Raw genomic sequence first — 24,737 nt, 5'->3', positions numbered from 1 at the left:
CGTCTGAGCGACGAAGCGGCGCAGGGCCGCATCGGTGCGCGGGGCGGGCTGGCGTCTTCCTCTGTCGTGCACTGGCCGCGTGTGCGGAGGCCCTGGGCTCATGTCGCATGACGCTCAGGGAAGACAGAAATATGATCAGGACCGGAATTTCACTGCTGGCGCTGCTGGCCGCCACCCCCGCGCTTGCCGAAGAGGCCGACGAGATCGTCGTTACGGCGCTGGGCATTCAGCAGCCTACCGATGAGGTTGGGCAAGCGGTGACCGTGATCGATGAAACGACCATCGCGACCCGCCAGAATGTGAGCGTCGTCGATCTGCTGATCACCACGCCCGGCGTCCGCTTCAACCGCACCGGTAGCCTGGGTAACGTCACCAGCGTGTCGCTGCGCGGCGCGGAAACCACGCAGACGCTGGTGCTGATCGACGGCGTCAAGGTCAATGATCCGAGCGGCATCGGCGATCAATATGATTTCGGCAACCTGCTGGTCGGCAACATCCGGCGGATCGAAGTGCTGCGCGGCTCCAATTCCATCGCCTATGGCAGTCAAGCCATTGGCGGCGTCGTCAACATCATGACCGGTATTCCGGGCGAAAGTTTTGGGGGCAAGGCGTCGGTCGATTATGGCTATGCCGATACGCTGAACGCCAAGGCGGATGTGTCGGGCACCAGCGGCATCGTATCGGGTGGCGTCGGGGTCGCCTATTTCCGCACCGACGGCATTTCCGCCGTTTCCCCCGATTTCGGCGGTACGGAAAAGGATGGCTATGAAAATATCACTGGCAATGCCCGACTGAAGATTGCCTTTACCGACAATGTGAGCCTGGACCTGCGCGGCTACTATATCCATGGCGATCTTGATTATGACAGCTTCTTCGGCACGCCCACCGACAGCCCTGACGCTGCCAAATCGGACCAATATGTCGGTTATGCGGGGCTCAACTTCGCGCTGTTCGATGGCAAGCTGACGAACCGGGCGGCTGTGACCTGGTATCAGCAGGACCGCGACTATTATTTCCTTCGCGGCAATGATCCGGACTTTGGCTATTCCGGCACGAATCTGCGCTTTGAATATGAGGGCGTCTATCAGCCCGTCGATGACGTAAAGCTGCTGCTCGGCTACGAGCATGAGCGGCCCGACTATGAGTTTTTCGGCTTTGGTTCGCAGGAAAGCCATCGCGCCAATATCGACAGTGTTTATGGGCTTGCGGTGGTGAAGCCGTTGGACGGTCTTTCAGTGACCGCAGGCGTGCGTCATGACGATCACAGCCAGTTCGGCGGCGCGACCACGTTCGGCGCGAATGCCAACTATACCCCTAACGGCGGCGCGACAAATTTCCGCCTGAGCTATGGGGAAGGGTTCAAGGCGCCGTCGCTTTATCAACTCTACGATACATTCAGTGGCAATCCCAACCTGAAGCCTGAGCGTTCGAAAAGCTATGATGTCGGTTTTGACCAAAATCTGGGCAGCGACCGGGCGGTGTTGTCGGTCACCGGCTTCTGGCGCGACACGCGGGATCAATTGAACTACGACAATACGACCTTCACCTATGGCAACCTGGAGCGGACCCGTGCCAAGGGCGTGGAATCGACGCTGACGCTACGCCCGGTCGACGCGCTGACCTTCACCGCCGCCTATAGCTATGTCGATGCACGTGATCGCTCGCCGGGCAGCACGGCCTATGGCCAGCGCCTGCTGCGTCGCGCCGCCAATGCAGTCAGCGCCTCGGCCGATTATGTCTGGTCCTTTGGCCTGTCGACGGGCGCAACCGTCACGATGGTCAGCGACAGCGTCGATCTTGATCCCGTCACGCGCAACCGGGTGCAGATCGACGGCTATGCAGTCACGGACATACGGGCCTCTTTCCCGATCACGGAGAAGATCGAGGTCTATGGCCGGATCGACAATCTGTTCGATCAGGAATACGCCACGGCCTATGCTTATGGCACCTACGGCCGGTCGGCCTATGGCGGCGTGCGTGTCCGCTTCTGAAGTTGGAAGGTGAGAGGGGTGGGCGACTACCCCTTATCGCCGGGGCGCGGCCTTTGGCTGCGCCCTTCCTTTGCCTGCGGCATCCGTCTGGGCGATGATGCTGCGTGCGGCCTGGACATAGGCTGGGCCGCCGCACACCGTCCAGGCTTGCGGCACACGGATGCGCGGAATGGATCGCAGCACCGGGTGGTGCAGCATTTCCGTTCCCTGATCGACGACCTTCTCGCTCCCGCTCTCGACGATCAGAAAGTCGGGGCGGGCGGCGATCATCTGTTCCAGCGGCACTTGGGCCAGCGCGGGCTTGCCCAGCTTGCTCGCAAGGTTGACCAGCCCCGCCCGCCGCATCAGTTCATCGACCAGCGTGCCGGTTCCGGTCATATAGCCGCGCCGCTGATAATAGGCGGCGATGCCGCCTCGCCGCGCCTTGGGAAGGGTCGCCAGATCGCGTTCCATCGCCCGGATCAGCGCTTCTCCACGCCGGGGGTGGCCGACGGCGGCGGCAACCTGTCGCACCTGTTGCCTGATCGACGTGAAGCTGTCCGCGCTCGCCAATCCCAATGTGCGCCATTGACCGGGCGGCGCGCCGACCACGCCCCCCGCGCCGTTGGGAAAGCCGATCAGCAGGTCCGGGCCGATCGCCAGCACTTCCTCGGCAGGTCGTTTCAGCGCGCGGAAATGCCGCGCCTTTGCCACCGCCGCCGACAGTTCGGGGTCATGGCCATAGGGACTCAATGCCGCGATCTGCCCCGGATCGGCGAGCGCCAGCACATATTGGTCGGAACAGGTGTTGAGCGAGACGATGCGCTGTGGCGGCGGTGCGGGCGCGGCGCCGGTCAGGCCCAGGGCCAAGGCCGCCGTGATGATCCTTCTGTGCATCAATTCCGCCCCCACCAAACACTGGGCTCCTGCCTTCGCAGAAGCACGGCATTCCCTAACAGCAGCCTGGGAGCGTGCAAGTCATGAGCGCCCGTCGCCATCCGCTGTTGATCCCCATCCTGATCGCGCTCACCCTTTTGGCGGCGCTCGGCTCGCTCACTCTGGGCGCGGTTCCGCTGTCCCCCGCCCGCATCTTTGCCGTTGTGACCGGCGGGGGTGATGAGGTTGCACGCGCCATCCTGATCGACCTTCGCCTGCCGCGCATGCTGTTGGGCCTTGTCGTTGGAGCCATGCTGGGCCTGTCAGGAGCCGCGCTTCAGGGCTATTTGCGTAACCCGCTGGCCGAACCGTCAGTGCTGGGCGCGTCCAATGCGGCGGCGCTGGGGGCCGTGTGCGCGCTATATTTCGGCCTTTCCCATATTCACCCGCTCATCCTGCCAGTGCTGGCTATTGCCACCAGCTTTGCCGCTATCGGCGCGCTGTTCCTGCTGGCGGGCCCTTCGGAAAGTCCGCTGACCCTGATCCTTGCTGGCATCGCTGTTGCGACGCTGGCCGGGGCGGGGATTGCGCTGTCGCTCAACCTGTCGCCCAATCCTTTTGCCGCGATGGAGATCATGAGCTGGCTGATGGGCAGCCTGGAGAATCGCAGCTATGCCCATGTCTGGATGGCGCTGCCCTGCGTCGCCATCGGCGCGGCGCTGTTGATCGCCGATGGCCGCAGCCTGGATGCGCTGACGTTGGGAGAAGAGGGCGCGCAGGCGCTGGGGGTGGACTTGCGCACGGCTCGGCTGCGCATGATGCTGGGCGTCGCCATAGGCGTGGGCGGCGCGGTGGCGGTGTCGGGGGCGATTGGTTTCGTCGGCCTGATCGTGCCGCACCTTGTCAGGCCGCTGACCGACCGTTCGCCCTCGGCCATTCTGATTCCGTCGCTGCTGGGCGGGGCGGCGCTGCTGACGCTGGCGGACATTGGCGTGCGCCTGATCCCCACCAGCAATGAATTGAAGCTGGGTGTCCTGACCGCGTTGCTGGGCGTGCCCGTTTTCCTGGTCCATCTGATGCGGGAGCGGCGGCTATGGTGACGATCCGAAGCCGCGACCTTGTGGTTCGCCTGGGCCGACATGTCGCCATATCCAGCGTCAGCACCTTGCTGGAGCCGGGGCAGTTGGTCGGTATTATCGGTCCCAATGGCGCGGGAAAATCGACGCTGATCCGCGCCCTGCTGGGCCTCGTCCGCCCCGAAAGCGGCGATGTCTGGATCGACGATAGCGCGATTGGGGGCCTTAGCCGGAAAGACATTGCGCGCCGTGTCGCCTATCTGCCCCAGGGCCAGACGCTGCACTGGCCGCTGCTGGTGGAGCGGCTGGTGGCACTGGGCCGCATGCCGCATCTGGGGCCGCTGTCCCGGTTGTCAGAGCAGGATGAGGCGATTGTCGATGCAGCGCTTAGCCGTGCCGATGTGCTTCATCTGAAAGGGCGGATCGCCACGGAATTGTCGGGGGGCGAGCGCGCCCGTGTGCTGCTGGCCCGTGCGCTGGCGGTGGGCGCGCCTGCGCTGATTGCCGATGAACCGCTTGCGGCGCTTGATCCGGGTCATCAGATCGATGTCATGGACCTGCTCAAGGCCGAAGCGCGGGCCGGGTCGCTGGTGGTCACTGTCCTGCATGACCTGGGGATGGCGGCGCGCTATTGCGACCGGTTGCTGTTGATGGACAAGGGCAGGCTGGTCGCGGACGGTAAGCCCATGGAGGTGCTCACCGAACAGAGCCTGGCGGAGGTTTATGGCATTTCGGCTTGTATCGAGGTTGATGGGGATTGGCCTTTGATCCTGCCTACGGGGCGGATCAAGAACTGACCTCCAAATCCGTTCGGGCTGAGCTTGTCGAAGGCCTTCACTTTCTTTGAAGGAAGAAGAGCCCTTCGACAGGCTCAGGGCGAACGGAGAGGGGTTATTCCGTGAAGGCCTTCGGGGCGGCGGCCACCACGGTATAGGTGCCTGCGCTGACTTCCGATACTTCCAGCGCGCGTTCGGCAATGCCGCTGCGGTCGAAGCGGAAGGCGCCGTCGATGCCGGAAAAGCCGCTCGAATCGCGCAGCCTGGCGGCGGGGAAGGTCGTTCCCGGCTTCCAGTCGCGCGCGATACGCACGGTCAGCAGGACGGCGTCATAACCCAGTGCGGACAGGCGGAAAGGCGCGCTGCCATAGCGTGCGCGATATTTGCTCGCCAACTGGCCGTACAGGCCGTCGGACACGCTGGCGAACCAGGCGCCGCGCAAGGCTGGGGTGGATGCCAGGCCGCGATCCGTATTCCACAATTCCGTGCCCAGCAGGCGCGCGGTTGCGCCGCCATTTTTGCGCACGATCGGGGCCAGTTGCATCGCCACGCGACCGCTGTCGGCGATCAGCAGCGCGTCATAGCTGGACGATGCCTGCAATTTCTTGACCGCTGCCGTCATCGAAGCGGTCGACCGGTCGAATGTCTGCATCGACACGACCGTCCCGCCTTCCTCCTCCACCGCGCGGAGCAGGGACGTGCCCGACCGCTCGCCATAGGTGCCCTTGGGTATCAAGGCGGCGAATTTCGACAGGCCCTTGGTCTTGGCGAACTCGACCACCCGGTCGATCGACTGGTTGGGATTGTAGCCCATGATGTAGACGCCGTCCCCGGCTACGCTCACATCGTTGGAAAAGCTGATGACCGGCACCTTCGCCCGCGCCGCGATGGGGCCTACGACCCGCGCATCCTCTGCCAGCAACGGCCCCAGGATCAGGCGGTTGCCTTCCGCCAGCGCCTTGTTCGCCGCCGCTGCCGCGCCCATGCTGGTGTCATAGGTGGTGATGCGCACCTTATCCGCCCGCGTGTCGAGCAGCGCCAGCGTGGTGGCGTTTGCGATGGATTGGCCCACGCCAGCATTGGGTCCGCTCATCGGCACCAGCAGCGCGACGCGATGGCGCAGCGCGTCGGTGGGCAGGCCCTGCGTCACGTCGGGTCCGCTGGGAACAGGCTCGGTCGGTCGCACCGGACCCGGCCCGCGCGGGACAATCGATTGACAGGCGGCGACCAGCAAAGCGCTGGCGGCGAACAGGATACGCGCACCGCGCTTCATTGCCGCGAACATGTCCGCTTGCCGGAGGGTATCCGTCTCTGTCATCTGGCGTCCTTATGGAAACTTCAACTTCTGGGCTTGAGCCTGGGCTTTACATCGTAGCGGGGCCGATCGGCAACCTTGGAGACCTTAGCCCGCGCGGGGCCGAAATCCTGCGGCTGGCCGACGTAATCGCCGTGGAAGATACACGGGTGAGCGCGCGTTTGTTGCGCCACGCGGGATCGGAGCGCCCGATGGTCCCCTATCATGATCATAGCGCCGAGGGTGTTCGCGCCCGCCTGATCGAGCGGATGGCGAGCGAATCGGTTGCGCTGCTTTCGGATGCCGGCACGCCGCTGATCTCCGACCCTGGCTATAAGCTCGTCCGCGATGCGCGCGCAGCGGGGCGCAATATCACGACGCTGCCCGGTCCCAGCGCTGCCATCGCGGCGCTGACCCTGTCGGGGCTGCCGACTGATCGCTTCCTCTTCATGGGCTTCCTGCCGGTGAAGCAAAAGGCGCGGGCGGATACTCTGGCGGAAGTCGTCGCCCTGCGCGCCACGCTGATCTTCTACGAAAGCGGGCCGCGCCTATCCGAAAGCCTGGCCGCCATGGCGGAGCATCTGGGCGACCGCGACGCCGCCGTATCCCGCGAAATCAGCAAGACATTTGAGGAAACCCGCACCGGCACGCTGACCGAACTGTCCGCCCGCTATGCCGACGCCCCGCCCAAGGGCGAGATTGTCGTCATCGTTGGCCCACCCGGCGAAGCCCCGCCCGCCAGCGCCGAAGATGCTGACGCCGCGCTGATGGAGGCGATGGAGCGGCTCCCCGTTTCCAAGGCGGCGGGAGAGGTGGCGAAGAAATTCGGCCTCGACCGCCGCGCGCTTTATGATCGCGCGCTGGAGCTGAAAGGGTGACGCGCCAGACCCCCGTCAGACAACAGGCGGAAAAGCGCGGGCGGCAGGCGGAACGCATCGCCGGATGGTGGCTGCGGCTCAAAGGCTGGCGCATCGTTGGCCGCCGCTTGCGCACGCCTGCGGGGGAGGTGGACATCGTCGCGCGGCGCGGCGCGATGCTGGCCTTTGTCGAGGTGAAGGCCCGCGCCACTGCCGCAGACCTGGACCTTTCCATCGACGAGCGCCGCCTTTCGCGCGTGGCATCCGCCGCCGAAATCCTGTTCCACGACCTTGCGGAGCCGGGCGATGATATGCGGATCGACGTGATCCTCCTTGCGCCGGGCCGCCCGCCACGCCATCTGGCGAATGTGTGGCATGGGGGATGAATAACCCTGTTCCGTTCGGGCTGTTTGACCGAGTCCCTTGTCTCGGCCAAATGTCGAAGCCCGTTTCTTGTTCTTGAAGAGAAGTGAAGCCCTTCGACAAGCTCAGGGCGAACGGAAGGTGAAGCAAGCAGATGACCCAACTCAACCCTCTCACCGTCGCTGTGCAGATGGACCCGATGGAAGGGGTCAATATCGCGGGCGATTCCACCTTCCACATCATGCTGGGGGGGCAAGCGAGGGGGCATCGGCTTTATCATTATCTCGCGCCCGACCTCACCTATCGCGACGGTCGGGTGCTGGCGAAGGCGCGCCCGGTAAAGGTGCAGAAGGTGCAGGGGGACCATTTCGCGTTCGGCGAACCTGAACTGCTGGACCTGGGCCGCGATGTCGATGTTGTTTTGATGCGTCAGGACCCGCCCTTTGACCTGAGCTACATCACCGCCACCCACCTGCTGGAACGGGTGCAGGAAGAAACGCTGGTGGTGAATGATCCTGCCGCCGTCCGCAACGCGCCCGAAAAGCTGTTCGTGCTGGATTATGCGCGCTTCATGCCGCCGACGATGATTACCCGTGATTTGGCCGAAGTGCGCAGCTTCCTGGCCGAACATGGCGAGATCGTCGTCAAGCCGCTTTACGGCAATGCGGGCAACGCGGTCTTTCATGTGGGGCAGTCCGGCGCGAACATTTCGGCGCTAGTGGAACTGTTCAATGCCTCATGGGTCGAGCCTTTCATGGTTCAGGCTTTCATTCCCGGCGTGGCGCAAGGCGACAAGCGTATCGTCCTGATCGACGGCGAAGTCGCGGGCGCGATCAACCGCATTCCCGGCGCTGGCGAAATCCGTTCCAACCTGGCGGTCGGCGGATCGGCTGCCCGCACCGAGCTTACCGACCGGGAGCTGGAAATCTGCGCCGCGATGGGACCGGAGCTGAAGCGCCGGGGGCTGCTGTTCGTCGGCATCGACGTGATTGGGGGCGAGTGGCTGACGGAGATCAACGTGACTTCGCCGACGGGCATAGTGTCGATCGATGCCTTTAACGGCACGGATACCGGCGGCATGATCTGGGACGCCATCGACGCGCGTTTGGCGGCGAGGGTGGCTGCTTGAGCCACTCGATCCGCTCGAAAGAGATTCCAGCCTTCGCTGGAATGACGACATTTGACTGACTGGGTCCTCCACCTCATCGACGCGGGCGGATATTGGGGCATTTTCGCCCTGATGGTGATCGAAAATGTCTTTCCGCCGATCCCGTCGGAACTCATAATGGGCATTGGCGGCATCCGTGTCGGGCAGGGCCGCATGGCGATGGAGTGGTTGCTCGTCGCAGGGACGCTGGGCACGACGGTCGGCAATTATTTCTGGTATCTGGTCGGCCACATATTGGGTTTCGCCCGGTTGAAGCCGCTGGTGGACCGCTATGGCCGTTGGGCGACGCTGGAGTGGCGGGATGTCGAGGCGCTTGACCATATATTCGGGAAATATGGCCAGATCGTCGTCTTCGTATTTCGTTTCCTGCCTGCTTTTCGGACGATGATTTCGCTTCCCGCTGGATTGTTTCGGATGGGGCATGTCAAATTCCTCGCCTGGACGGCGGGTGGGGCGCTGATCTGGAACATCATCCTTGCCTATGCAGGCTATGTCCTGGGCCAGAATTTTAGCGAGATTGATAAATATGTGGGGCCGGTGGCGACGGCCTGTGTGGTGGGGGCGATCGGGCTTTATATCTGGCGTCTGGCGACTTGGAAGCCGAGGGGGTGACGCGCACGGCGCGATAGTTCAAAACCACCTAACCCCCGTTCGGGCTGAGCTTGTCGAAGCCCCTTACTACCGAAGGAAGAAAGGCCCTTCGACAGGCTCAGGGCGAACGGATTTTCAGTTGAACCTGCGGCCTAAGCCCGAGGATGCGCGTTCCTGTACACATCCAGCAGGTGCGCAGCGTCCACCTGCGTATAGATTTGCGTCGATGACAGGCTGGCATGGCCCAGCAGTTCCTGCAACGATCGCAAGTCCGCCCCGCGGCCCAGCAGGTGCGTTGCAAAGCTGTGTCGAAGCGCATGCGGTGTCGTCCTGTCCGACAGCCCCAGCCGCCCCCGTGCGCCCTGCACCGCGCGCCGGATGATCGCCGCCGATAGCGGACCACCTCGCGCGCCCCGAAACAGCGTTTCCTCCCGCGCTACCGGATAGGGACAAGCGGCCACATAAGCCTCGATCGCCGTCCGCACCTGTGGAAGCAGGGGCACGATCCGCGTCTTGCCGCGCTTGCCTGTCACTCGCAGCGTGTCGCTGAGCGGCAGGATATCGCCCATCAGCCCCATGGCTTCGCCGATCCGCAGCCCTGCGCCATAGAGCAGCAGCAGCACCGCCCAGTCGCGCGCGCCGATCCATCCTTCGCGGGCCGTCTCCGCGATATCGCCCGCCAGCGCCACCGCCTCGTCAGGGGAGATTGGCCGGGGCAGGCCGCGCTTTACCTTCGGCCCTTTTAGCAGCGGCACCCGCGCATCCTCGCCACCTACAAACTTCAGGAAACCCCGCACCGCCGACAATTCCCGCGCCGCCGATCCATTGCCGATCCCGTCCCTCCGCCGCACGGTCAGGAACGCGCGCAGATCCGCCTGATCGACCTTGCTCAATCCCGCTGCGGTCACGGCTTCGCCGCGATGCCCTTCCATGAAGGCGATCAACCGCTCCGCCGTTGCCATATAGGCACGCACCGTATGCGTGGATCGCCGCCGGTCCAGCGCCAGATGCTGCCGCCATGCTTCCACCAGATCTTTGGACGCGCTCATGGCCGACAGCTTAGGCCAGCCCTCCGCGAAACGGAATCCCTGAACCGCCGGGCCTTGAAAATCCCGGCCAGATGGGCACATGGAACGCATGGCCACCGCTCATGATCCCGTCGATATGCCCACGGGCACGCTGTTGCAGATATCGCCGCGCGTCGGTCGTGTTCTTGCGCCCAATCCGTCGCCCTTCACCTATACGGGCACGCAGACCTATCTGGTCGGGTCGGATGATCTGGCGGTGATCGATCCCGGCCCCGCCGATGCCGATCATCTGGCTGCGCTGCTCGCCGCCATCGGCGACCGGCCCGTGCGGGCAATTTTGTGCACGCATACCCATCGTGATCATAGTCCTGCCGCCGCGCCGCTGTCGGCGCAAACCGGCGCGCCCATCATCGGTTGCGCGCCGTTAACGCTGGAGGATGACGGCCCGCGCGCCGATGCCGCTTTCGATCCTTCCTATATTCCTGACCGCATCCTTGCCGATGGCGAGCAGGTGGCGGGGGAGGGATGGACGCTCGAAGCAATCGCTACGCCCGGTCACACCTCCAACCATCTCTGCTTTGCATTGGTGGAGGAAAATGCGCTTTTTACCGGCGATCATGTCATGGGTTGGTCCACCAGCGTCATTTCGCCGCCCGATGGCGACATGGCCGACTATATGCGGTCGATGCAGCGCCTGCTCGACCGGGAGGATGCGGTCTATTATCCGGCCCATGGCGATCCGGTGGCCAATCCGCGTCGTCTGGTGCGCGGCATGATGGGGCATCGCAAGCAGCGGGAAGGGCAGATTACGCGCTTTCTTGAACGTCACGGCGCGTCGGAAATTCCCGCCATGGTGGCGCAAATGTATAAGGGCGTCGATCCGCGCCTCCACCCGGCGGCTGGGCGTTCGGTCCTGGCTCACCTGATCGACCTGGACGGGCGGGGCATCGCCGCTGAAGCGGAGGATGGCCGATGGCGGTTGCGCTGAACAAGGTCTGGACGCCTGTTCTCGTCACCTTGCTGCTTCTGATCGTTGGGGGCGCGATGCTGGTCGGCTGGCGCACCTATGATCGCGATTATGTGGTGAGTGTCGAGGATGATGGGTCCGCCGTGACGAAGGTCGTTGCCGAACGGTTCGCAGGTGCTTCCAGTCTGAAGGTTTCGGCACTGTCCGGCACGATCCAGAGCACGGCGCGGGACGTGCGGGGCTTTGGCTTCCTGAAGTCGGATCAGGTCGTGAAGATGCCCTTTTCAGTGGACTATTTCATCGATGTCAGCGGCATCGGCGCGGATGATCTGGAATGGGATGCCGATAGCCGCACGCTGATCGTCAACGCGCCGGACGTTAAGCCCGCCAAGGCGAATGTCGATGAAGCCGCGCGGACTCTGGTGCGGACCAACGGCCTGTTCGTCACGCGTCAGGCGGGGGAAGAATTGAGCCGCCGGGTTTCCGCCTATGCGCAGGGCCGTGCCGAACAGGAAGCCCGCTCGCCCGCCCGCATGGCGCGCGCCCGTGAATTCGGCCGCGCGGCGCTCGCCAAGCTGATGACCGCACCGTTGGAAGCGGCGGGGCAGGGCGGCGCGCGCGTGATCGTCACCTTCCCGCCGGAGCGGGCGGGCGACAATCGCGAACAATGGGACGTGACCACCCCGGTCAATGAGGTACTGGCCAACCGCCGCGCCGCCCGTTAGGGGCGCGGGAAAGGCCCGTGAGGAGTTAGGGACATGAACGCCATCACCGGAATCCCGCAGGGGACTGACTTGCGCGCGGAGATCGACCGGCTGCGCAAGGAACGCAACGCCGTTATCCTGGGCCATTATTACCAGAAGCCTGAAATTCAGGACCTGTCCGATTTTGTCGGCGACTCCCTGGAGCTGTCGCGCAAGGCGGCGGAAACCGACGCGGACGTCATCGCTTTCTGCGGCGTGCGCTTCATGGCCGAAACCGCCAAGATATTGAGCCCGGAAAAGATCGTCGTCCTGCCCGACATGGACGCCGGTTGCAGCCTGGAGGACAGCTGCCCGCCAGCGCAGTTCAAGGCGTTTCGCGAGGCGCATCCCGACCATATTGCTTTGAGCTACATCAACTGCTCCGCCGAAGTGAAGGCGCTGTCCGACATCATCGTCACCAGCTCATCGGCGGAAACGATCCTGAGCCAGATCCCGCGTGACCAGAAGATCATTTTTGGTCCCGACAAGCATCTGGGCGGCTATTTGAAGCGCAAGTTCAACCGCGACATGCTGTTGTGGCCGGGGGTTTGCATCGTGCATGAGGCGTTCAGCGAGACGGAACTGCTGAAGCTCAAGGCCCAGCATCCCGACGCGCCCATCGCCGCGCATCCCGAATGCCCGCCTTATATCGTCGATCATGCCGACTATGTCGGTTCGACCAGCGGCATCCTGCAATATGCCAAGACGATGCCCGGCGACACGCTGATCGTCGCGACCGAACCGCACATCATCCACCAGATGCGCAAGTCGGTGCCGGACAAGAATTTCATCGGCGCGCCGGGCGCGGACGGCAACTGCAACTGCAATATCTGCCCCTACATGGCGCTCAACACGATGGAAAAGCTGTATTTGTCGCTTCGTGACCTTCAGCCCCGTATCGAGATGGAGGAGGGGCTGCGCCTCGCCGCGAAGAAGAGCCTCGACCGGATGCTGGAATTGGCCAGCGGCACGGTGGGGAAGGGTGATGTGGGTAATCGTTGACCTTCTGCTACCGGACAACAATCCGTTCGGGCTGAGCCTGTCGAAGCCCTTTACTGTTTAAAGAAGTAGAACCCTTCGACAAGCTCAGGGCGAACGGAGGACAATATGGATGCCAAATATCCCATGACCTTCACCTTGCCCGGCTTCGACCTTGACGCCTTCATCGCCTCCACTCTGGCGGAAGATCTTGGCCCTGAGGGCCGCGATGTCACCAGCGAAGCGGTGATCCCTGCCGATGCCATTTTCGATGGCGTGATGGACAGCCGCGATGCGGTGACGCTGGCGGGTCTGCCCATCGCCGCTGCCTTCTTTCGTGCGCTGGACCCGGATGTGGAGATTGAGCTGTTGCGTCAGGATGGCGACCGTGTTGCACCGGGCACCGACATCATGCGCATCCGGGGCAGGGCGCGCGCCATGCTGACGGCGGAGCGGTCGGCGCTCAACACCGTCCAGCATCTGACCGGCATCGCCACCATGACCCGCGCCTATGTCGATGCGATCATGGGCACCGGCGCTACCTTGTTAGACACGCGCAAGACCATTCCGGGCCTGCGCGTGCTGGAAAAATATGCCACGCGGCAGGGCGGGGCGACCAATCATCGCATGGGGCTGTGGGACGCGGCGATGATCAAGGATAATCATGTCGCGGTCGCTGGCTCCGTCGATGAAGCCGTCCGTCGCGCCGCCGCCGCCGGGATCAAGAGCATCATCGTCGAGGTGGATCGGGTCGACCAGATCGAACCCGCGCTTGCCGCCGGGGCTACCCATCTGCTGCTGGACAATATGGACGCGCCGACGCTGCGTGGCGCGGTCACGCTGGTCGGCGGTCGGGTGCCCACCGAAGCATCGGGGGGCGTCACGCTCGATACGATCCGGGCCAAGGCGGAAACCGGCGTCACCTATATCAGTGTCGGTCGCCTGACCCAATCGGCACCCGCCGCCGACGTCGGGTTGGACTTTGCCTTTGCGTGAAGGCGGTTCCCGGTGGCATCAACTATGACGTGCAGGAGTGAAGCCGAAAGGGCGGGGCTGGGCTCCTGCCTTCGCAGGAGCACTGATCGCCTTTGCGTGGGATAAACCCTAAAGGGCTGCTGGCTCTCCTGATCCTTACTGCGCCAGCCCCCGCGCTGGCGCAGGCGGCCTATTGCTCCGTTCCCAATCAGCCACCGCGCCCCCCGCCTGAACTGCCGCCCACGGGCGAGCCTCGGCGGCTTCTTCCCGCCGCCGGCTACACGCTCGCGCTCAGTTGGTCGCCGCAATATTGCGCCACCGCGCGGGGACCGGACGCCGCCTTTCAGTGCGGTGGCCGCAATGGCCAGTTCGGCTTCGTCCTGCATGGCCTTTGGCCCGAAGGCGCAGGGCGGGACTGGCCGCAATATTGCCGCCCGGCCCAGATTTTGCCCCGCGCCGTCATTCGCCAAAACCTCTGCACGACGCCCTCTGTCCAACTGCTCCAGCATGAATGGGCGAAGCACGGGACCTGCATGACGACGCGGCCCGAACTTTATTTCAATCTGGGCCGCGCCTTTCATGAAGCGATCCGTTATCCGAACATGACGGTGCTTGCCCGCCGCCAGACCCTGACCGCCGGACAGCTTGTTGCCGAATTTGCTCGGCTCAATAAGGGGCTGAAGCCCGGCATGATCCGCATCAAGACAGCGCGCGGCGGTTGGTTGAGCGAGGTGAGGCTCTGCATGGACCGGGCGATGGACTATGCCCGTTGCCCCGGCAGCCAGCGCGGCGCGCCGGATGAGACGCGGCTGCGCATTCGGCCCGGTCCCAATATATTGCCGCCCAAGGGTCGCGCCGTTCCGACGCGGCGTCCGATGTTGAAGCTGGACCTTGATCCCAACGCGCAGGTCCCCGCGAGTTAGGCGATGATGGTCCGAACGGGGGCGCAGTCTAGAGCGAAGTGTGGACAGTCGGCATCGCCCGTTCGGGCTGAGCCTGTCGAAGCCTCTGTCCTTCCTTCCGCCACATGCTAGCTGAAAAGTAGAGCCCTTCGACAAGCTCAGGGCGAACGGAAGAACGTGATATCGATTTAAAAACGCTCGTCGTTCTAACCCTCTATTATCACCGTCGAAGGGTGATGTCGGTCCAGATGTTTGCGGATGATCCGCAGGTTCTTGGTGTTGGATTTGAACACAAAGTCGAAAATGTCTCCGGCAAAGGGGATCGCGCCCACCAGCGTGTCGAAGCCGACATTGGCGGCCATGCGCGTTAGTTGCCATTTCGACATGCCCAGATTCCGCGCTTCCCACACGATCCATCCGCCCATCGCTGCGGTGGCAAGGTCGCCGACAATCGGGATAAGGCCGACCAGGCTGTCCAGCCCGACGCGCCGGTTGGTGCCGGGAATGACGAACAGCCCTTCCAGCAAGGCTTCCATCGCCTCTATCCGTCGCCGGACCGATGCGGGGTCGCGGCCGAAACCCGGCAGGTCGCGCACCATGCGGTCAAACTGATCTTGCGATAATGCCATGCGTTCCTCCTGCGCTTTAATTGGGGCTGCGGAACAGGTGGTTCAATGGGTGGCGAGCGCGGGGCGATGGCATGAATCCGCTCAGCCGCCGTGTGACCAGCGACCAGCGCACCGGCGCGCCCAATGCGATATAGCCGTTATGCGCCTGCATCATCGCTTCGGCCTGCGCCACCCGCGCCATGCGTTCGGCGGCGCTGGTGGCCAGGCCTGCCGCCTGCAACTGCGCATCGGCCTGGGCGGAGCAATGCACTTTGCGCGCGCACCCGATCCGGCCAAGATACCATAGGGCGCTGTCATAGGCCGCGACTTCGTCTACCAATCGCAGGTCGGCTTCGTCCTTGGGGTCCACCCGTTCGGCGCTCAGGCCGATCATTCCCAGATTATGGCGGATCAGCGCGAATAACGCCGTTGCGCCCGGCCCCTTGGGCAGGGCGACTTTCAGCACGGGCGGGTTGCCATTTTCACGGCGCCAGCGTGTGATCGCGGCCCCTGCCTGCGCTCGCCTGTCCTCCAGCGAAAGATCCGCCCAGGCCGGGCGGGTAGGTGGCGTGGGAAGGTCCATCTGCGCTGGCACGATCTGTTCGGTCACGGCCCATCCGCCCAGCGGAAACAGCTTGGGCAATTGGCTGCGATCGATCGTCATGTTGATCGCCCGCCGCACATCGTCATCGTCCAGCAGCTTGCCCCTCCCGGTTACTGCCAGCCCCAGCAGCCCCTGGACCGGGTCGATGCGAACGGCGTCCTTGTCGACACCGGCGGGCACCAGCAGCGGAAGGTCGGCGAAGCGTCCGCCCAGCACCATGGCCGCCATGCCCTCACGAAAGCGGATGATGGCCATTTCCGCCCGTTCCGCGCGCAGGATGCGGGTGCGCCATGGCGCGGGCGCGCCTTCTTCCTCTTCGTCATCGGATGCCGGATCGACCGGCTTTAGCAACAGGGCCTTGCCCCATGATGACGCGGCATATGGCCCGGTTCCACCTTCCCGCGACAGGATCGCCATTTGCGGCTGGGCCAGCATTTGCAGCAGATAGGGACGCGGCGCGGTCAGGCGGATCTCGATCACCTCCCCGGTCATCGGCACTACCGCTTCGACCACGTCCAGCGGCCCTTCGGGGTCCAGCCGCCGCAGCGTTTCGATGCGGGCCTTCAACAATCGCGCCACATCGCTGGCGGTCACTTTGCCGCCATCGGGCCAGAGCGCGCGGCGCAGGCGGAAAATATAGCTGCGCCCGTCATCCTCGACGATCCAGCGCTGGGCGAGTGCGGGCAATATGTCGCCGCTGGCGTCGAAGGCCACCAGTCCCTGCGCCGTCGCTTCCAGCATCAGCTTGGCCGCAGGCGCGGGCAGATGGTTGAGCGGCTTGGCCAGTTCCACAGGCGTGCCAACGACGCTGACGACCACCGGGCCGCTCGCCTTTTGCGAGCATGAGCCGAGCATCGCCGCGCCCAGCGCCGCAGCGCCAGCCATCAGGCAGGTCAGGATCGGACGGGGCGGGGAAGCAGGCATGGTCATGGCGCGCATCAGGAGTAACGCGCCCGCGCGCCGCCGCCAACCCAATGCCGCGTGCTAATACTGCCCATCGCCGCTTTCATGACTGCCACCGAACCTGTCCCATCCCGGAACAGCATTTTGTTAACCACGAGTTCGCATTGGCCGGGCCGGATCGCGGGCCTATGCCGCCTGCCATGCGCATATTGTCCACGACCCTGCTCGTCTCCGCCGCCATCGGTGCAACCGCTTTGGCGCAAGGCCGACCGACTCCGTTCACCGTGGAGGAAAGCGGCCAGGGCTATGCATCGCTGAAGGATGCGGTCGCGGCGATTGGCGGGGGGCGCGGAACCGTGCTGATCGCGTCGGGAACCTATGCCCAGTGCGCGGTGCAGGAAGCTGGCGAGGTTGCTTTTCGCGCGCGGACGCCCGGAACCGTCATTCTGGACGGCATGCCGTGCGAGGGCAAGGCGGCGCTGGTGCTGCGTGGCCGGTCGGCCAGCGTGGATGGCATCGTCTTTCAAAATCTGCGCGTTCCCGATGGCAATGGAGCGGGCATCCGGCTGGAAAGCGGCAACCTGACCGTCACCAACAGCATGTTCCGCAACAGCGAAGAGGGCATATTGAGCGGCGACGCACCGCAGGGCAGCGTCACCATCGACCGCTCCACCTTCCGCCATCTGGGCCGCTGCGACCGCGATCTGGACTGCGCGCATGGCATCTATATCGGCCGCTATGGCAGCTTGACTGTGACCCGCTCGCGCTTCGATCAGGGCGACGGCGGCCATTATCTGAAAACCCGCTCCGCCCGCGTCACCCTGACCGGCAACAGCTTCGATGACAGCGCCGGTCGGCTGACCAACTATATGATCGACCTTTCCAACGGTGCCAGCGGCGAAATCAGCCGCAATGAAATGGTGCAGGGCAAGGACAAGGACAATCACAGCGCGTTCATCACCATCGCGCCGGAAGGACGGGAAAATGACAGCAGCGGTCTGTCGATCCTGAACAACAGTGCCTCCTTTGTCCCCGGCCTGCAGCGCAACAGCAGCTTTGTCGCTAACTTCACCGATGATGCGGTGCGGATCGGCCCCAACCGGCTGGCCAGTGGTATCAAGCTGACGGATCGCCGCTGAACGGCGGCTGATCAGCGGCGAAGCGCATTCTGCCGGGGCCGGTGCGGTGGCGGGATTGCTTGCATCCCAGGCGGCTCCGCGCGAAGGTAAGGCAATGCGCACCACCTATGGCTCGGCCACTGTTCGCCTCTATCATCTTAGCGATTCGCAGGAAGGCGGCGCGGCTTCGACGCTGTTCTACGGGTCGATGGACGAAGCATTGCGCATTGCTGCGCAACAACCGCAGGATGTTCAGGACGGCTTGTTCCTGTCGACCGACAATGATGTCGTCGCCTATCTGGACCTGATCGATGAGTGATCGGCCATAAAAAAGGGGCGCCCGTCAGGACGCCCCTTTCTTATTTCAAAGCGCTAGGCTTCCGATCAGAAGCGGTAGCCCAGGATCAGAGCGGCCTGATGACGCTCCGGCTTGGAACCGGCAACGCGCTCATAGCTCGAATAGCGATATTCGGCGCGAGCGATGAAGCCCTGGATCGTGGTTTCGACGCCTGCGCCCAGACGATAGCCGTCCAGCTTCACATTGACGTCAGAGTCGTTGGCGTCTTCCAGACGGGCGTTGGTGTAGCCACCCTTTGCGTACAGCAGCACGTTGGGGACGATTTCGCCACCGACGCGGACGCCAGCATACAGATCGCGGTCAGTACGGGTCGAGCCGAGCTTGGCGTCGGAATCGGCATATTCGCCTTCGATGCCGAACACGGCGCCGTTGACGTTGATGTCATAACCGATCACGCCGCCATAGAGCAGGGCGCTGTCATGGTTATCGGCAGTGAAGTCGAAATGGTCGAGACCAACGACGCCACCGACATAGGGGCCGGAAAAGGGAACAGCATCCTGCGCCATTGCGGGGGTGGCGACGCTGGCGAACAGCAGTGCCGAAGCGATAAGTTTTTTCATAGTGGGTCTCCTCCTGAGTTCGTTTTCCCACGAACGCGAGCCCTTTAGAGATTTTCAGCCATAACAGTAAAGGCGTGAAAACATCGGCTTGCCGCATTGCACAAGCATCTGTGGCAATCGTGCATCATGTCTTGAAATTGCTGGTCGGCATTCCCAGGCGGGGCCATTGCCTGCAAATTGCCATCCGCCGCGCATGAAAGTGGCGGATGAAGGGGTGAACCCTTCGCGGTCAGCCGTCTGCAAAGCCGAATGGCGCATGGCCCCGGCGATAATCTTCGGGCAGCATGTCGCGCCCGATCGGCGGGGCGGATCGGGCCAGGCACTGGCTGCGGTGGCACAGGCGGCATGTGATCCCCACCGGCGTAGGCTCCGACGGCGTAACTCCCTGCGTATAGGCTAGCCGGTGCGCATGTTCCGCCGCACATAGAAGGGCGACCGCGCGTTCGACGCGGGGCGCGCCCCAGCCCCCGCCACCTGCCGTCACCGTGCGGGCGATGGAAAAGAAACGCTGGCCGTCCGGTAGTTCCAGCCATTGCGTCACCACCTGGCGCGGGCGACCGAACAGCTGATGCACGGACCAGAGCGGGCATGATCCACCATGCCGCGCGAAGGGAAAGCCCGCGCCGTCCAGCAATTTGCTGACATTCCCGGCTGGATCGACCCTCAGGAAAAAGAAGGGGATGCGTTCCTGCCCCGGCTTTTGCAGGCTGGTCAGCCGATGCGCGACCTGTTCGAAACTCGCCCCGAACTGGCGCGCGAGCGCTTCGACATCATAACGCCGCGCCTCCACCGCCTTGGCAAAGGCGGCATAGGGCAGGCGGATCGCCGCCGCGCCATAGCTTGCAAGCGCCCGCCGTGCGAGCCGCCGCCCGCTGTCGCTGATGAACTGGCCATCCTTCAGTAGCGCGTCGATATCGTTGCGCATGTCCAGATAGGTAATTTGCAGCGCCAGTTGAAAGCCGCTGCCCGCTTCATCCAGCGCATCGTCGATCAGGACCGCGTCGCGATGCCGGTCAAGCCTGCGCATCGACCCTGCCATGACGTCCGACGGCAGCCGCCTGATACGCAGCCCGTGCCTGGCCTTCAGCCAACCCGCCATGCCGCCTGCCTGATCGATCTCCGCCGCCAGCCTTTCACCGGCATCGTCCAGCAGCGGGAAGCTGTTGCGCCGCGCCGATATGAAGCGCCGCGTCTCCGCAACGGGATCGGGCGTGTCGGTCGCGTCACCTGTCCCGCCTGTCCCCCGGTCGGCCAGCGTCAGCTGTTCTTCGCGATAGGCGGTGTGCAGACGTAGCAGCGCTTCGGTAAAGCCGGGATAGTTGACCGCGACATCCTGCATCGCCAGCGCAGGCAGGTCGATGTCGGCGAACATCGCTTCCTTTAGCACCGCTTGCAGCCGCGCGGTCTGCTCCGCGCCGCCGTCGCCTGCCAGCTCGCTCATGTCCATGCGGTAGGTGCGGGCCAGGCGCAGCAGCATGTCCGCCGTCAGTGGCCGCTGGTTCCGTTCCAGCAGGGCAACATAGGACGCCGATATTTCCAGGTCGGCCGCCATGTCGGACTGTGTCAGTCCCAGCTCGCGCCGCAACCGCCGCAAGCGGGGACCCATATAGACGGGGCGATCCTTGGCCATCTGTCATATTGCTCCTGTGCAGGTCTTTACAACTTTACACAGGAAATTTGTCAATTTCTACAATTGAACCTCGAACCCTCTGCCGCCGAACGCTGGGCACGGCTAGGCCGGTCTCAATCCAGTTCAAAGGGACGAGGCATATGAGTTATTTACAGGAAATCGCGAAGGCGGACGCCACCATCGGTGAACAGGGCCATTGGCAGGGCATCGCAGCCGAGCCGGTCGCCCGCATGCGCCTGCAAAACCGTTTCCACACCGGGCTTGATATTGCGCGCCATACCGCGGCCATCATGCGCCGCGACATGGCCGCCTATGACGCCGATCCCGCCAACTACACCCAGTCGCTGGGTTGCTGGCACGGCTTCATCGGCCAGCAGAAGATGATCAGCATCAAAAAGCATTTCGGCACCACCAAGGGCCGCTATCTCTATCTGTCCGGCTGGATGGTCGCCGCCCTGCGCAGCGAATTCGGGCCGCTGCCGGACCAGTCGATGCACGAAAAGACCAGTGTCCCCGCCCTGATCGAAGAGCTTTACACCTTTCTTCGCCAGGCGGACGCGCGCGAACTGGGCATGATGTTCCGCGAATTCGACAAGGCGCGGGACGAAGGCAATGACGTTGAAATGCAGCGGCTGGCCAATGCCATCGACCAGTATGAAAGCCACATCGTCCCGATCATTGCGGACATCGACGCGGGCTTTGGCAATGCCGAGGCGACCTATCTGCTCGCCCGCAAGTTCATCGAGGCGGGGGCCTGCTGCATCCAGATTGAAAACCAGGTTTCGGATGAAAAGCAGTGCGGCCACCAGGACGGAAAGGTCACGGTGCCGCATGAGGACTTTCTGGCGAAGATCCGGGCGGTTCGCTACGCCTTCCTGGAACTGGGGGTCGATGACGGCATCATCGTCGCGCGCACCGATTCACTGGGCGCTGGCCTGACCAAGCAGATCGCCTACAGCCGTGAGGACGGCGATTTGGCTGACCAGTATAACAGCTTCCTCGATGTCGAGGAGGTGAGCGATATCGCCAGCCTGCGCGGCGATGTCGTGCTGGCGCGCGATGGCAAATTGTTCCGCCCGAAACGCCTGCCGTCCAACCTGTTCCAGTTCCGTCCCGGCACTGGCGAGGACCGCGTCGTGCTCGACTGCATCACCTCGCTTCAGAATGGCGCGGACCTGCTGTGGATCGAAACGGAAAAGCCGCATATCGACCAGATTGCGGGCATGGTCGACCGTATCCGCGCGGTCATCCCCAATGCCAAGCTGGTCTATAATAATTCGCCCAGCTTCAACTGGACGCTGAACTTCCGTTGGCAGGTGTTCGACGCCTGGCAGGCAGAGGGCAGGGACGTCAGCGCCTATGACCGGGACAGGTTGATGAGCGTCGATTATGACGCCACCGATCTGGGCCGGGAAGCTGATGAAAAGATCCGCACCTTCCAGAAGGATGCGGCGGCGCGTGCTGGCATCTTCCACCACCTGATCACCCTGCCGACCTATCACACGGCGGCGCTGAGCACCGACAATCTGGCTCGCGAATATTTTGGCGAAGCAGGCATGCTGGGTTATGTCGAAGGCGTCCAGCGCAAGGAAATCCGGCAGGGCATCGCCTGCGTGAAGCACCAGAATATGGCTGGCAGCGACATGGGCGATGATCACAAGGAATATTTCGCCGGTGACGCCGCGCTCAAGGCGGGCGGCGCGCACAATACGATGAACCAGTTCGCAGCCTGAAGAAGGAAGGAAGACGAAATGACTGAACCTGCAAGGTCCCGCGCGGTCTTTTCGACCGAGGATTTCTCGCTGCTCAAGACGGCAGTGGCCGATTATCTGCAGAAGGTGAAGGATACGCCGGAATCGGTGAAGTTCGCCAACCTTTACCATCGGCTCGGTCGCCTGCGCTAATCGCGCATATCGATGACAGGAAGCCCGCCGCCAGCGACCACGGCGGCGGGCTTTTTGCCGATTGCAGTCGCTTCAACATGAAAGGCCGCTTTACGCTTTCGCCCCGACCGCTGGACGCTTATCCTTCAAGCTGTCAGACCCGACGGGAGAGCCACCGATGGCCTACACGCTGATCACCGCAAACCGGAATTATTCCAGCTGGTCGCTCCGCCCCTGGATATTGATGAAGGCGCTCGGCATCCCGTTCAAGGACCGGATCGAACCCTTCGTCGCTGCTGAAAACCACGCCATCTTCCGCGACTTTTCGCCCACGGGGCAGGTCCCCGCGTTGATCGATGGCGACCGCACATTGTGGGATTCGCTGGGCATCACCCTTTATCTGGCGGATCGCCATGCCGGCGTGTGGCCGCAGGATGGAGCCGCGCGCGGCTGGGCGCAGTGCGCCGTCGCGGAAATGCATTCGGGATTTGCCGCCTTGCGCAACGATTGTCCGATGAATGTCGGCGTGCGGGTCGACCCGCACATGCCGTCGACCGCGCTCAATCGCAATGTCGCCCGCCTGCGGGAATTGTGGGAGGAGGGGCTTTCCAGCTTTGGCGGTCCATTTCTGGCCGGATCGACGTTTACCGCGGCCGATGCCTTTTACGCGCCGGTCGTCTTTCGGGTCCGCACCTATGGGCTGGATGTGGGGCCGATGGCGAAGCGCTGGACCGATCATATGCTGGCCCTGCCTGCGATGCGCGAATGGGAAGCGGCTGCGCTTATCGAAACCTGGCGAGAGGATAGTCATGAGGCGGAAGTCGGCGCAGCCGGGCGCATCACGCGCGATGACCGTGCCGCCTAGCACCGGCTATCGGGGCGAACAGCAAATATTGCCGCCATTCCCCCTTCCGCCCGGCCCGCTCTGGGTCTAGGGGGAAGATGTTATGTCCAAGCCCCGCACGCTGTACGAGAAGATCTGGGACGCGCACGTCGTCGAACGCCGCCCGGATGGAACCTGCCTCATCTATATCGATCGGCACCTTATTCATGAGGTGACGAGCCCGCAGGCGTTTGAAGGTCTGCGCCTTGCCGGGCGCAAGGTGCGCCGTCCCGACCTGACGCTGGCGGTGCCGGATCATAATCTGCCGACCACGCCGCGCCGTGACGCGCAGGGACAGCGCATTCCCATCGCCGACCCGCAAAGCGCGCAGCAGCTTGCCGCGCTGGAACGCAACGCCCCGGAATTTGGCGTGCGCCTGATTGGGGACGCCGATCTGGAACAGGGCATCGTCCATGTCGTCGGCCCGGAACAGGGCTTTACCCTGCCGGGGACGACGTTGGTCTGCGGCGACAGCCACACCAGTTCGCACGGCGCGCTGGGCGCGCTGGCGTTCGGTATCGGCACGTCCGAAGTCGAGCATGTGCTGGCTACCCAGACGTTGCTGCTGAAGCAATCGAAGACGATGGAAGTCGTTGTTGAAGGCGAACTGGGCTTTGGCGTCACGGCCAAGGATGTTGCGCTGGCGATCTGCGGCCGTATCGGCACGGCGGGCGGCACCGGCTATGTCATGGAATATCGCGGCTCTGTCTTCCGGGACATGTCGATCGAAGGTCGCCTGACCGTCGCCAACATGTCGATCGAGGCGGGTGCGCGATCTGGCCTATTCGCGCCGGATGACAAGACCGTCGCCTATTTGAAGGGCCGTCCGCTCACGCCCAAGGGTGCGGCATGGGACGCCGCCGTCGCCTATTGGAAGACGCTGCATAGCGATGAAGGCGCGACCTTCGACAAGAGCATCGTCATCGACGCCGCCGACATCGTGCCCAACGTCACCTGGGGCACCAGCCCCGAAGACGTCGTGCCGGTGACGGGCGTCGTCCCCGATCCTGCAAGCTTCGCCGATGCCTCCAAGCGCGCCGCTGCGCAGAAGTCGCTCGACTATATGGGCCTGACCGCAGGCCAGCGGATGGAGGATGTGGCGGTCGAACATATCTTCATCGGCAGCTGCACCAACAGCCGGATAGAGGATCTGCGCGCTGCCGCCGCCCTGCTGAAGGGCAAGCATGTGGCCAGCGGCATCAAGCAGGCGCTGGTCGTGCCCGGTTCCGGCCTGGTGAAGCAGCAGGCGGAGGCCGAAGGACTGGACCGCATCTTCCTGGCCGCCGGGTTCGAATGGCGGGAGCCGGGTTGTTCGGCCTGCCTGGGCATGAACCCTGACAAGGTGCCGGCCGGCGAACGCTGTGCCTCTACCAGCAACCGCAACTTCATGGGTCGGCAGGGTCCCGGATCGCGGACCCATCTGGTGTCGCCCGCCATGGCCGCCGCCGCCGCCATCACCGGCCATCTGACCGACGTGCGGGAGCTGCTCAACGAAAAAAGGGGAGAGGTGGTCGCATGAAGAAGGTATTCTGGCTGCTGGCGCTGGGCGCGCTGGCGAGTGCCGCCATGGCAGCAAGCCTTGGGCGGGCGGAAGATAGTTCGGGTTCGCAAGCCCAGCAGGCGCAC

25 protein-coding genes are annotated in these 24,737 nt (G+C 63.7%); 18 read left to right on the top strand and 7 right to left on the bottom strand.

Annotation, left to right across the window (positions count from 1 at the left end; genetic code table 11):
• Positions 1–131 precede the first annotated feature (131 nt).
• Positions 132–1,991, top strand: coding sequence for a TonB-dependent receptor plug domain-containing protein (locus FHS54_RS11260; RefSeq protein WP_167303907.1), 1,860 nt, complete (start codon positions 132–134; stop codon positions 1,989–1,991).
• A 33-nt stretch (positions 1,992–2,024) separates the two neighbouring features.
• On the opposite strand, the gene FHS54_RS11255 is transcribed toward FHS54_RS11260, so the two are convergent.
• Positions 2,025–2,867: an ABC transporter substrate-binding protein gene (locus FHS54_RS11255; protein WP_167303906.1), complete on the bottom strand. Its 843-nt coding sequence runs from the start codon at positions 2,865–2,867 to the stop codon at positions 2,025–2,027.
• An 83-nt stretch (positions 2,868–2,950) separates the two neighbouring features.
• Here FHS54_RS11255 and FHS54_RS11250 point away from each other — a divergent pair, with 83 nt between their 5' ends.
• Together FHS54_RS11250 and FHS54_RS11245 are read left to right on the top strand one after the other, a co-directional pair.
• Entirely contained in the window at positions 2,951–3,946 is a 996-nt protein-coding gene (locus FHS54_RS11250) for a FecCD family ABC transporter permease (RefSeq protein WP_167303905.1), read from the top strand.
• On the top strand, positions 3,940–4,719 hold the full coding sequence (locus tag FHS54_RS11245; RefSeq protein ID WP_167303904.1) for an ABC transporter ATP-binding protein: 780 nt from the start codon (positions 3,940–3,942) through the stop codon (positions 4,717–4,719). Before FHS54_RS11250 ends, FHS54_RS11245 begins: the two co-directional genes overlap by 7 nt.
• A gap of 94 nt (positions 4,720–4,813) precedes the next feature.
• Here FHS54_RS11245 and FHS54_RS11240 read toward each other — a convergent pair whose 3' ends face one another.
• Positions 4,814–6,016 carry a penicillin-binding protein activator gene (locus FHS54_RS11240; RefSeq protein ID WP_425057311.1) on the bottom strand — a complete coding sequence of 401 codons (1,203 nt, stop codon included), beginning with the start codon at positions 6,014–6,016 and terminating at the stop codon, positions 4,814–4,816.
• Positions 6,017–6,027: 11 nt separating this feature from the next.
• Here FHS54_RS11240 and rsmI point away from each other — a divergent pair, with 11 nt between their 5' ends.
• The 4 genes from rsmI to FHS54_RS11220 all read left to right on the top strand — a co-directional run bounded on the left by rsmI (position 6,028) and on the right by FHS54_RS11220 (position 8,992).
• Positions 6,028–6,870: a 16S rRNA (cytidine(1402)-2'-O)-methyltransferase gene (rsmI, locus tag FHS54_RS11235; protein WP_167303903.1), complete on the top strand. Its 843-nt coding sequence runs from the start codon at positions 6,028–6,030 to the stop codon at positions 6,868–6,870.
• Positions 6,867–7,235: a YraN family protein gene (locus FHS54_RS11230; protein ID WP_167303902.1), complete on the top strand. Its 369-nt coding sequence runs from the start codon at positions 6,867–6,869 to the stop codon at positions 7,233–7,235. The genes rsmI and FHS54_RS11230 overlap by 4 nt, the downstream gene beginning before the upstream one ends.
• A 131-nt stretch (positions 7,236–7,366) precedes the next feature.
• Positions 7,367–8,341 carry a glutathione synthase gene (gshB, locus tag FHS54_RS11225; RefSeq protein ID WP_167303901.1) on the top strand — a complete coding sequence of 325 codons (975 nt, stop codon included), beginning with the start codon at positions 7,367–7,369 and terminating at the stop codon, positions 8,339–8,341.
• Positions 8,342–8,392: 51 nt separating this feature from the next.
• The gene (locus FHS54_RS11220) at positions 8,393–8,992 is read left to right on the top strand and encodes a DedA family protein (protein WP_167303900.1); all 600 of its coding nucleotides are present in this window, start codon (positions 8,393–8,395) and stop codon (positions 8,990–8,992) included.
• Positions 8,993–9,123: 131 nt separating this feature from the next.
• Here the strand turns inward: FHS54_RS11220 and FHS54_RS11215 are convergent, their stop codons facing one another.
• A complete protein-coding gene (locus FHS54_RS11215) occupies positions 9,124–10,020 on the bottom strand; it encodes a tyrosine recombinase XerC (protein ID WP_167303899.1) in 897 nt (298 codons plus the stop codon).
• 88 nt (positions 10,021–10,108) lie between these two features.
• On the opposite strand from FHS54_RS11215, the gene FHS54_RS11210 reads away from it, so the two are divergent.
• From FHS54_RS11210 to FHS54_RS11190, 5 genes are all read left to right on the top strand, one after another.
• Positions 10,109–10,987 carry an MBL fold metallo-hydrolase gene (locus FHS54_RS11210; RefSeq protein WP_167303898.1) on the top strand — a complete coding sequence of 293 codons (879 nt, stop codon included), beginning with the start codon at positions 10,109–10,111 and terminating at the stop codon, positions 10,985–10,987.
• Entirely contained in the window at positions 10,972–11,691 is a 720-nt protein-coding gene (locus FHS54_RS11205) for a DUF4230 domain-containing protein (RefSeq protein ID WP_167303897.1), read from the top strand. Before FHS54_RS11210 ends, FHS54_RS11205 begins: the two co-directional genes overlap by 16 nt.
• A gap of 33 nt (positions 11,692–11,724) precedes the next feature.
• The gene (nadA, locus tag FHS54_RS11200; protein ID WP_167303896.1) at positions 11,725–12,711 is read left to right on the top strand and encodes a quinolinate synthase NadA; all 987 of its coding nucleotides are present in this window, start codon (positions 11,725–11,727) and stop codon (positions 12,709–12,711) included.
• A gap of 123 nt (positions 12,712–12,834) precedes the next feature.
• Positions 12,835–13,683: a carboxylating nicotinate-nucleotide diphosphorylase gene (nadC, locus tag FHS54_RS11195; RefSeq protein WP_167304418.1), complete on the top strand. Its 849-nt coding sequence runs from the start codon at positions 12,835–12,837 to the stop codon at positions 13,681–13,683.
• 92 nt (positions 13,684–13,775) lie between these two features.
• Positions 13,776–14,585, top strand: a complete 810-nt coding sequence (locus FHS54_RS11190; RefSeq protein ID WP_208404888.1) for a ribonuclease T2 family protein — start codon at positions 13,776–13,778, stop codon at positions 14,583–14,585.
• Between the two features lie 185 nt (positions 14,586–14,770).
• Here the strand turns inward: FHS54_RS11190 and FHS54_RS11185 are convergent, their stop codons facing one another.
• Both FHS54_RS11185 and FHS54_RS11180 read right to left on the bottom strand, forming a co-directional pair.
• The gene (locus FHS54_RS11185) at positions 14,771–15,193 is read right to left on the bottom strand and encodes a DUF4112 domain-containing protein (RefSeq protein WP_167303895.1); all 423 of its coding nucleotides are present in this window, start codon (positions 15,191–15,193) and stop codon (positions 14,771–14,773) included.
• Positions 15,194–15,209: 16 nt separating this feature from the next.
• Positions 15,210–16,700 carry an ABC transporter substrate-binding protein gene (locus FHS54_RS11180; RefSeq protein ID WP_167304415.1) on the bottom strand — a complete coding sequence of 497 codons (1,491 nt, stop codon included), beginning with the start codon at positions 16,698–16,700 and terminating at the stop codon, positions 15,210–15,212.
• A 179-nt stretch (positions 16,701–16,879) separates the two neighbouring features.
• Here FHS54_RS11180 and FHS54_RS11175 point away from each other — a divergent pair, with 179 nt between their 5' ends.
• A complete protein-coding gene (locus FHS54_RS11175) occupies positions 16,880–17,818 on the top strand; it encodes a right-handed parallel beta-helix repeat-containing protein (RefSeq protein WP_167303894.1) in 939 nt (312 codons plus the stop codon).
• A 94-nt stretch (positions 17,819–17,912) separates the two neighbouring features.
• Entirely contained in the window at positions 17,913–18,116 is a 204-nt protein-coding gene (locus FHS54_RS11170; RefSeq protein ID WP_167303893.1) for a hypothetical protein, read from the top strand.
• Positions 18,117–18,181: 65 nt separating this feature from the next.
• Here the strand turns inward: FHS54_RS11170 and FHS54_RS11165 are convergent, their stop codons facing one another.
• Both FHS54_RS11165 and FHS54_RS11160 read right to left on the bottom strand, forming a co-directional pair.
• On the bottom strand, positions 18,182–18,715 hold the full coding sequence (locus tag FHS54_RS11165) for a porin family protein (RefSeq protein WP_167303892.1): 534 nt from the start codon (positions 18,713–18,715) through the stop codon (positions 18,182–18,184).
• 229 nt (positions 18,716–18,944) lie between these two features.
• Positions 18,945–20,345, bottom strand: coding sequence for a helix-turn-helix domain-containing protein (locus FHS54_RS11160; protein ID WP_167303891.1), 1,401 nt, complete (start codon positions 20,343–20,345; stop codon positions 18,945–18,947).
• A 140-nt stretch (positions 20,346–20,485) separates the two neighbouring features.
• Between FHS54_RS11160 and FHS54_RS11155 the strand changes: the two genes are divergently transcribed.
• The 4 genes from FHS54_RS11155 (at position 20,486) to leuC (ending at position 24,630) form a co-directional block, all read left to right on the top strand.
• Positions 20,486–22,078 carry an isocitrate lyase gene (locus FHS54_RS11155; protein WP_167303890.1) on the top strand — a complete coding sequence of 531 codons (1,593 nt, stop codon included), beginning with the start codon at positions 20,486–20,488 and terminating at the stop codon, positions 22,076–22,078.
• Between the two features lie 18 nt (positions 22,079–22,096).
• Positions 22,097–22,249: a hypothetical protein gene (locus tag FHS54_RS11150; protein WP_167303889.1), complete on the top strand. Its 153-nt coding sequence runs from the start codon at positions 22,097–22,099 to the stop codon at positions 22,247–22,249.
• Positions 22,250–22,406: 157 nt separating this feature from the next.
• On the top strand, positions 22,407–23,093 hold the full coding sequence (locus FHS54_RS11145; protein ID WP_167303888.1) for a glutathione S-transferase family protein: 687 nt from the start codon (positions 22,407–22,409) through the stop codon (positions 23,091–23,093).
• 82 nt (positions 23,094–23,175) lie between these two features.
• A complete protein-coding gene (gene leuC / locus FHS54_RS11140; RefSeq protein ID WP_167303887.1) occupies positions 23,176–24,630 on the top strand; it encodes a 3-isopropylmalate dehydratase large subunit in 1,455 nt (484 codons plus the stop codon).
• The last annotated feature ends 107 nt before the right edge of the window (positions 24,631–24,737 follow it).

The organism is Sphingobium vermicomposti (assembly GCF_011762025.1).
Taxonomy (GTDB): Bacteria; Pseudomonadota; Alphaproteobacteria; order Sphingomonadales; family Sphingomonadaceae; genus Sphingobium; species Sphingobium vermicomposti.
The sequence above is the reverse complement of the archived record's forward strand: the minus strand, read 5'-3'. Positions and strand labels throughout refer to the sequence as shown.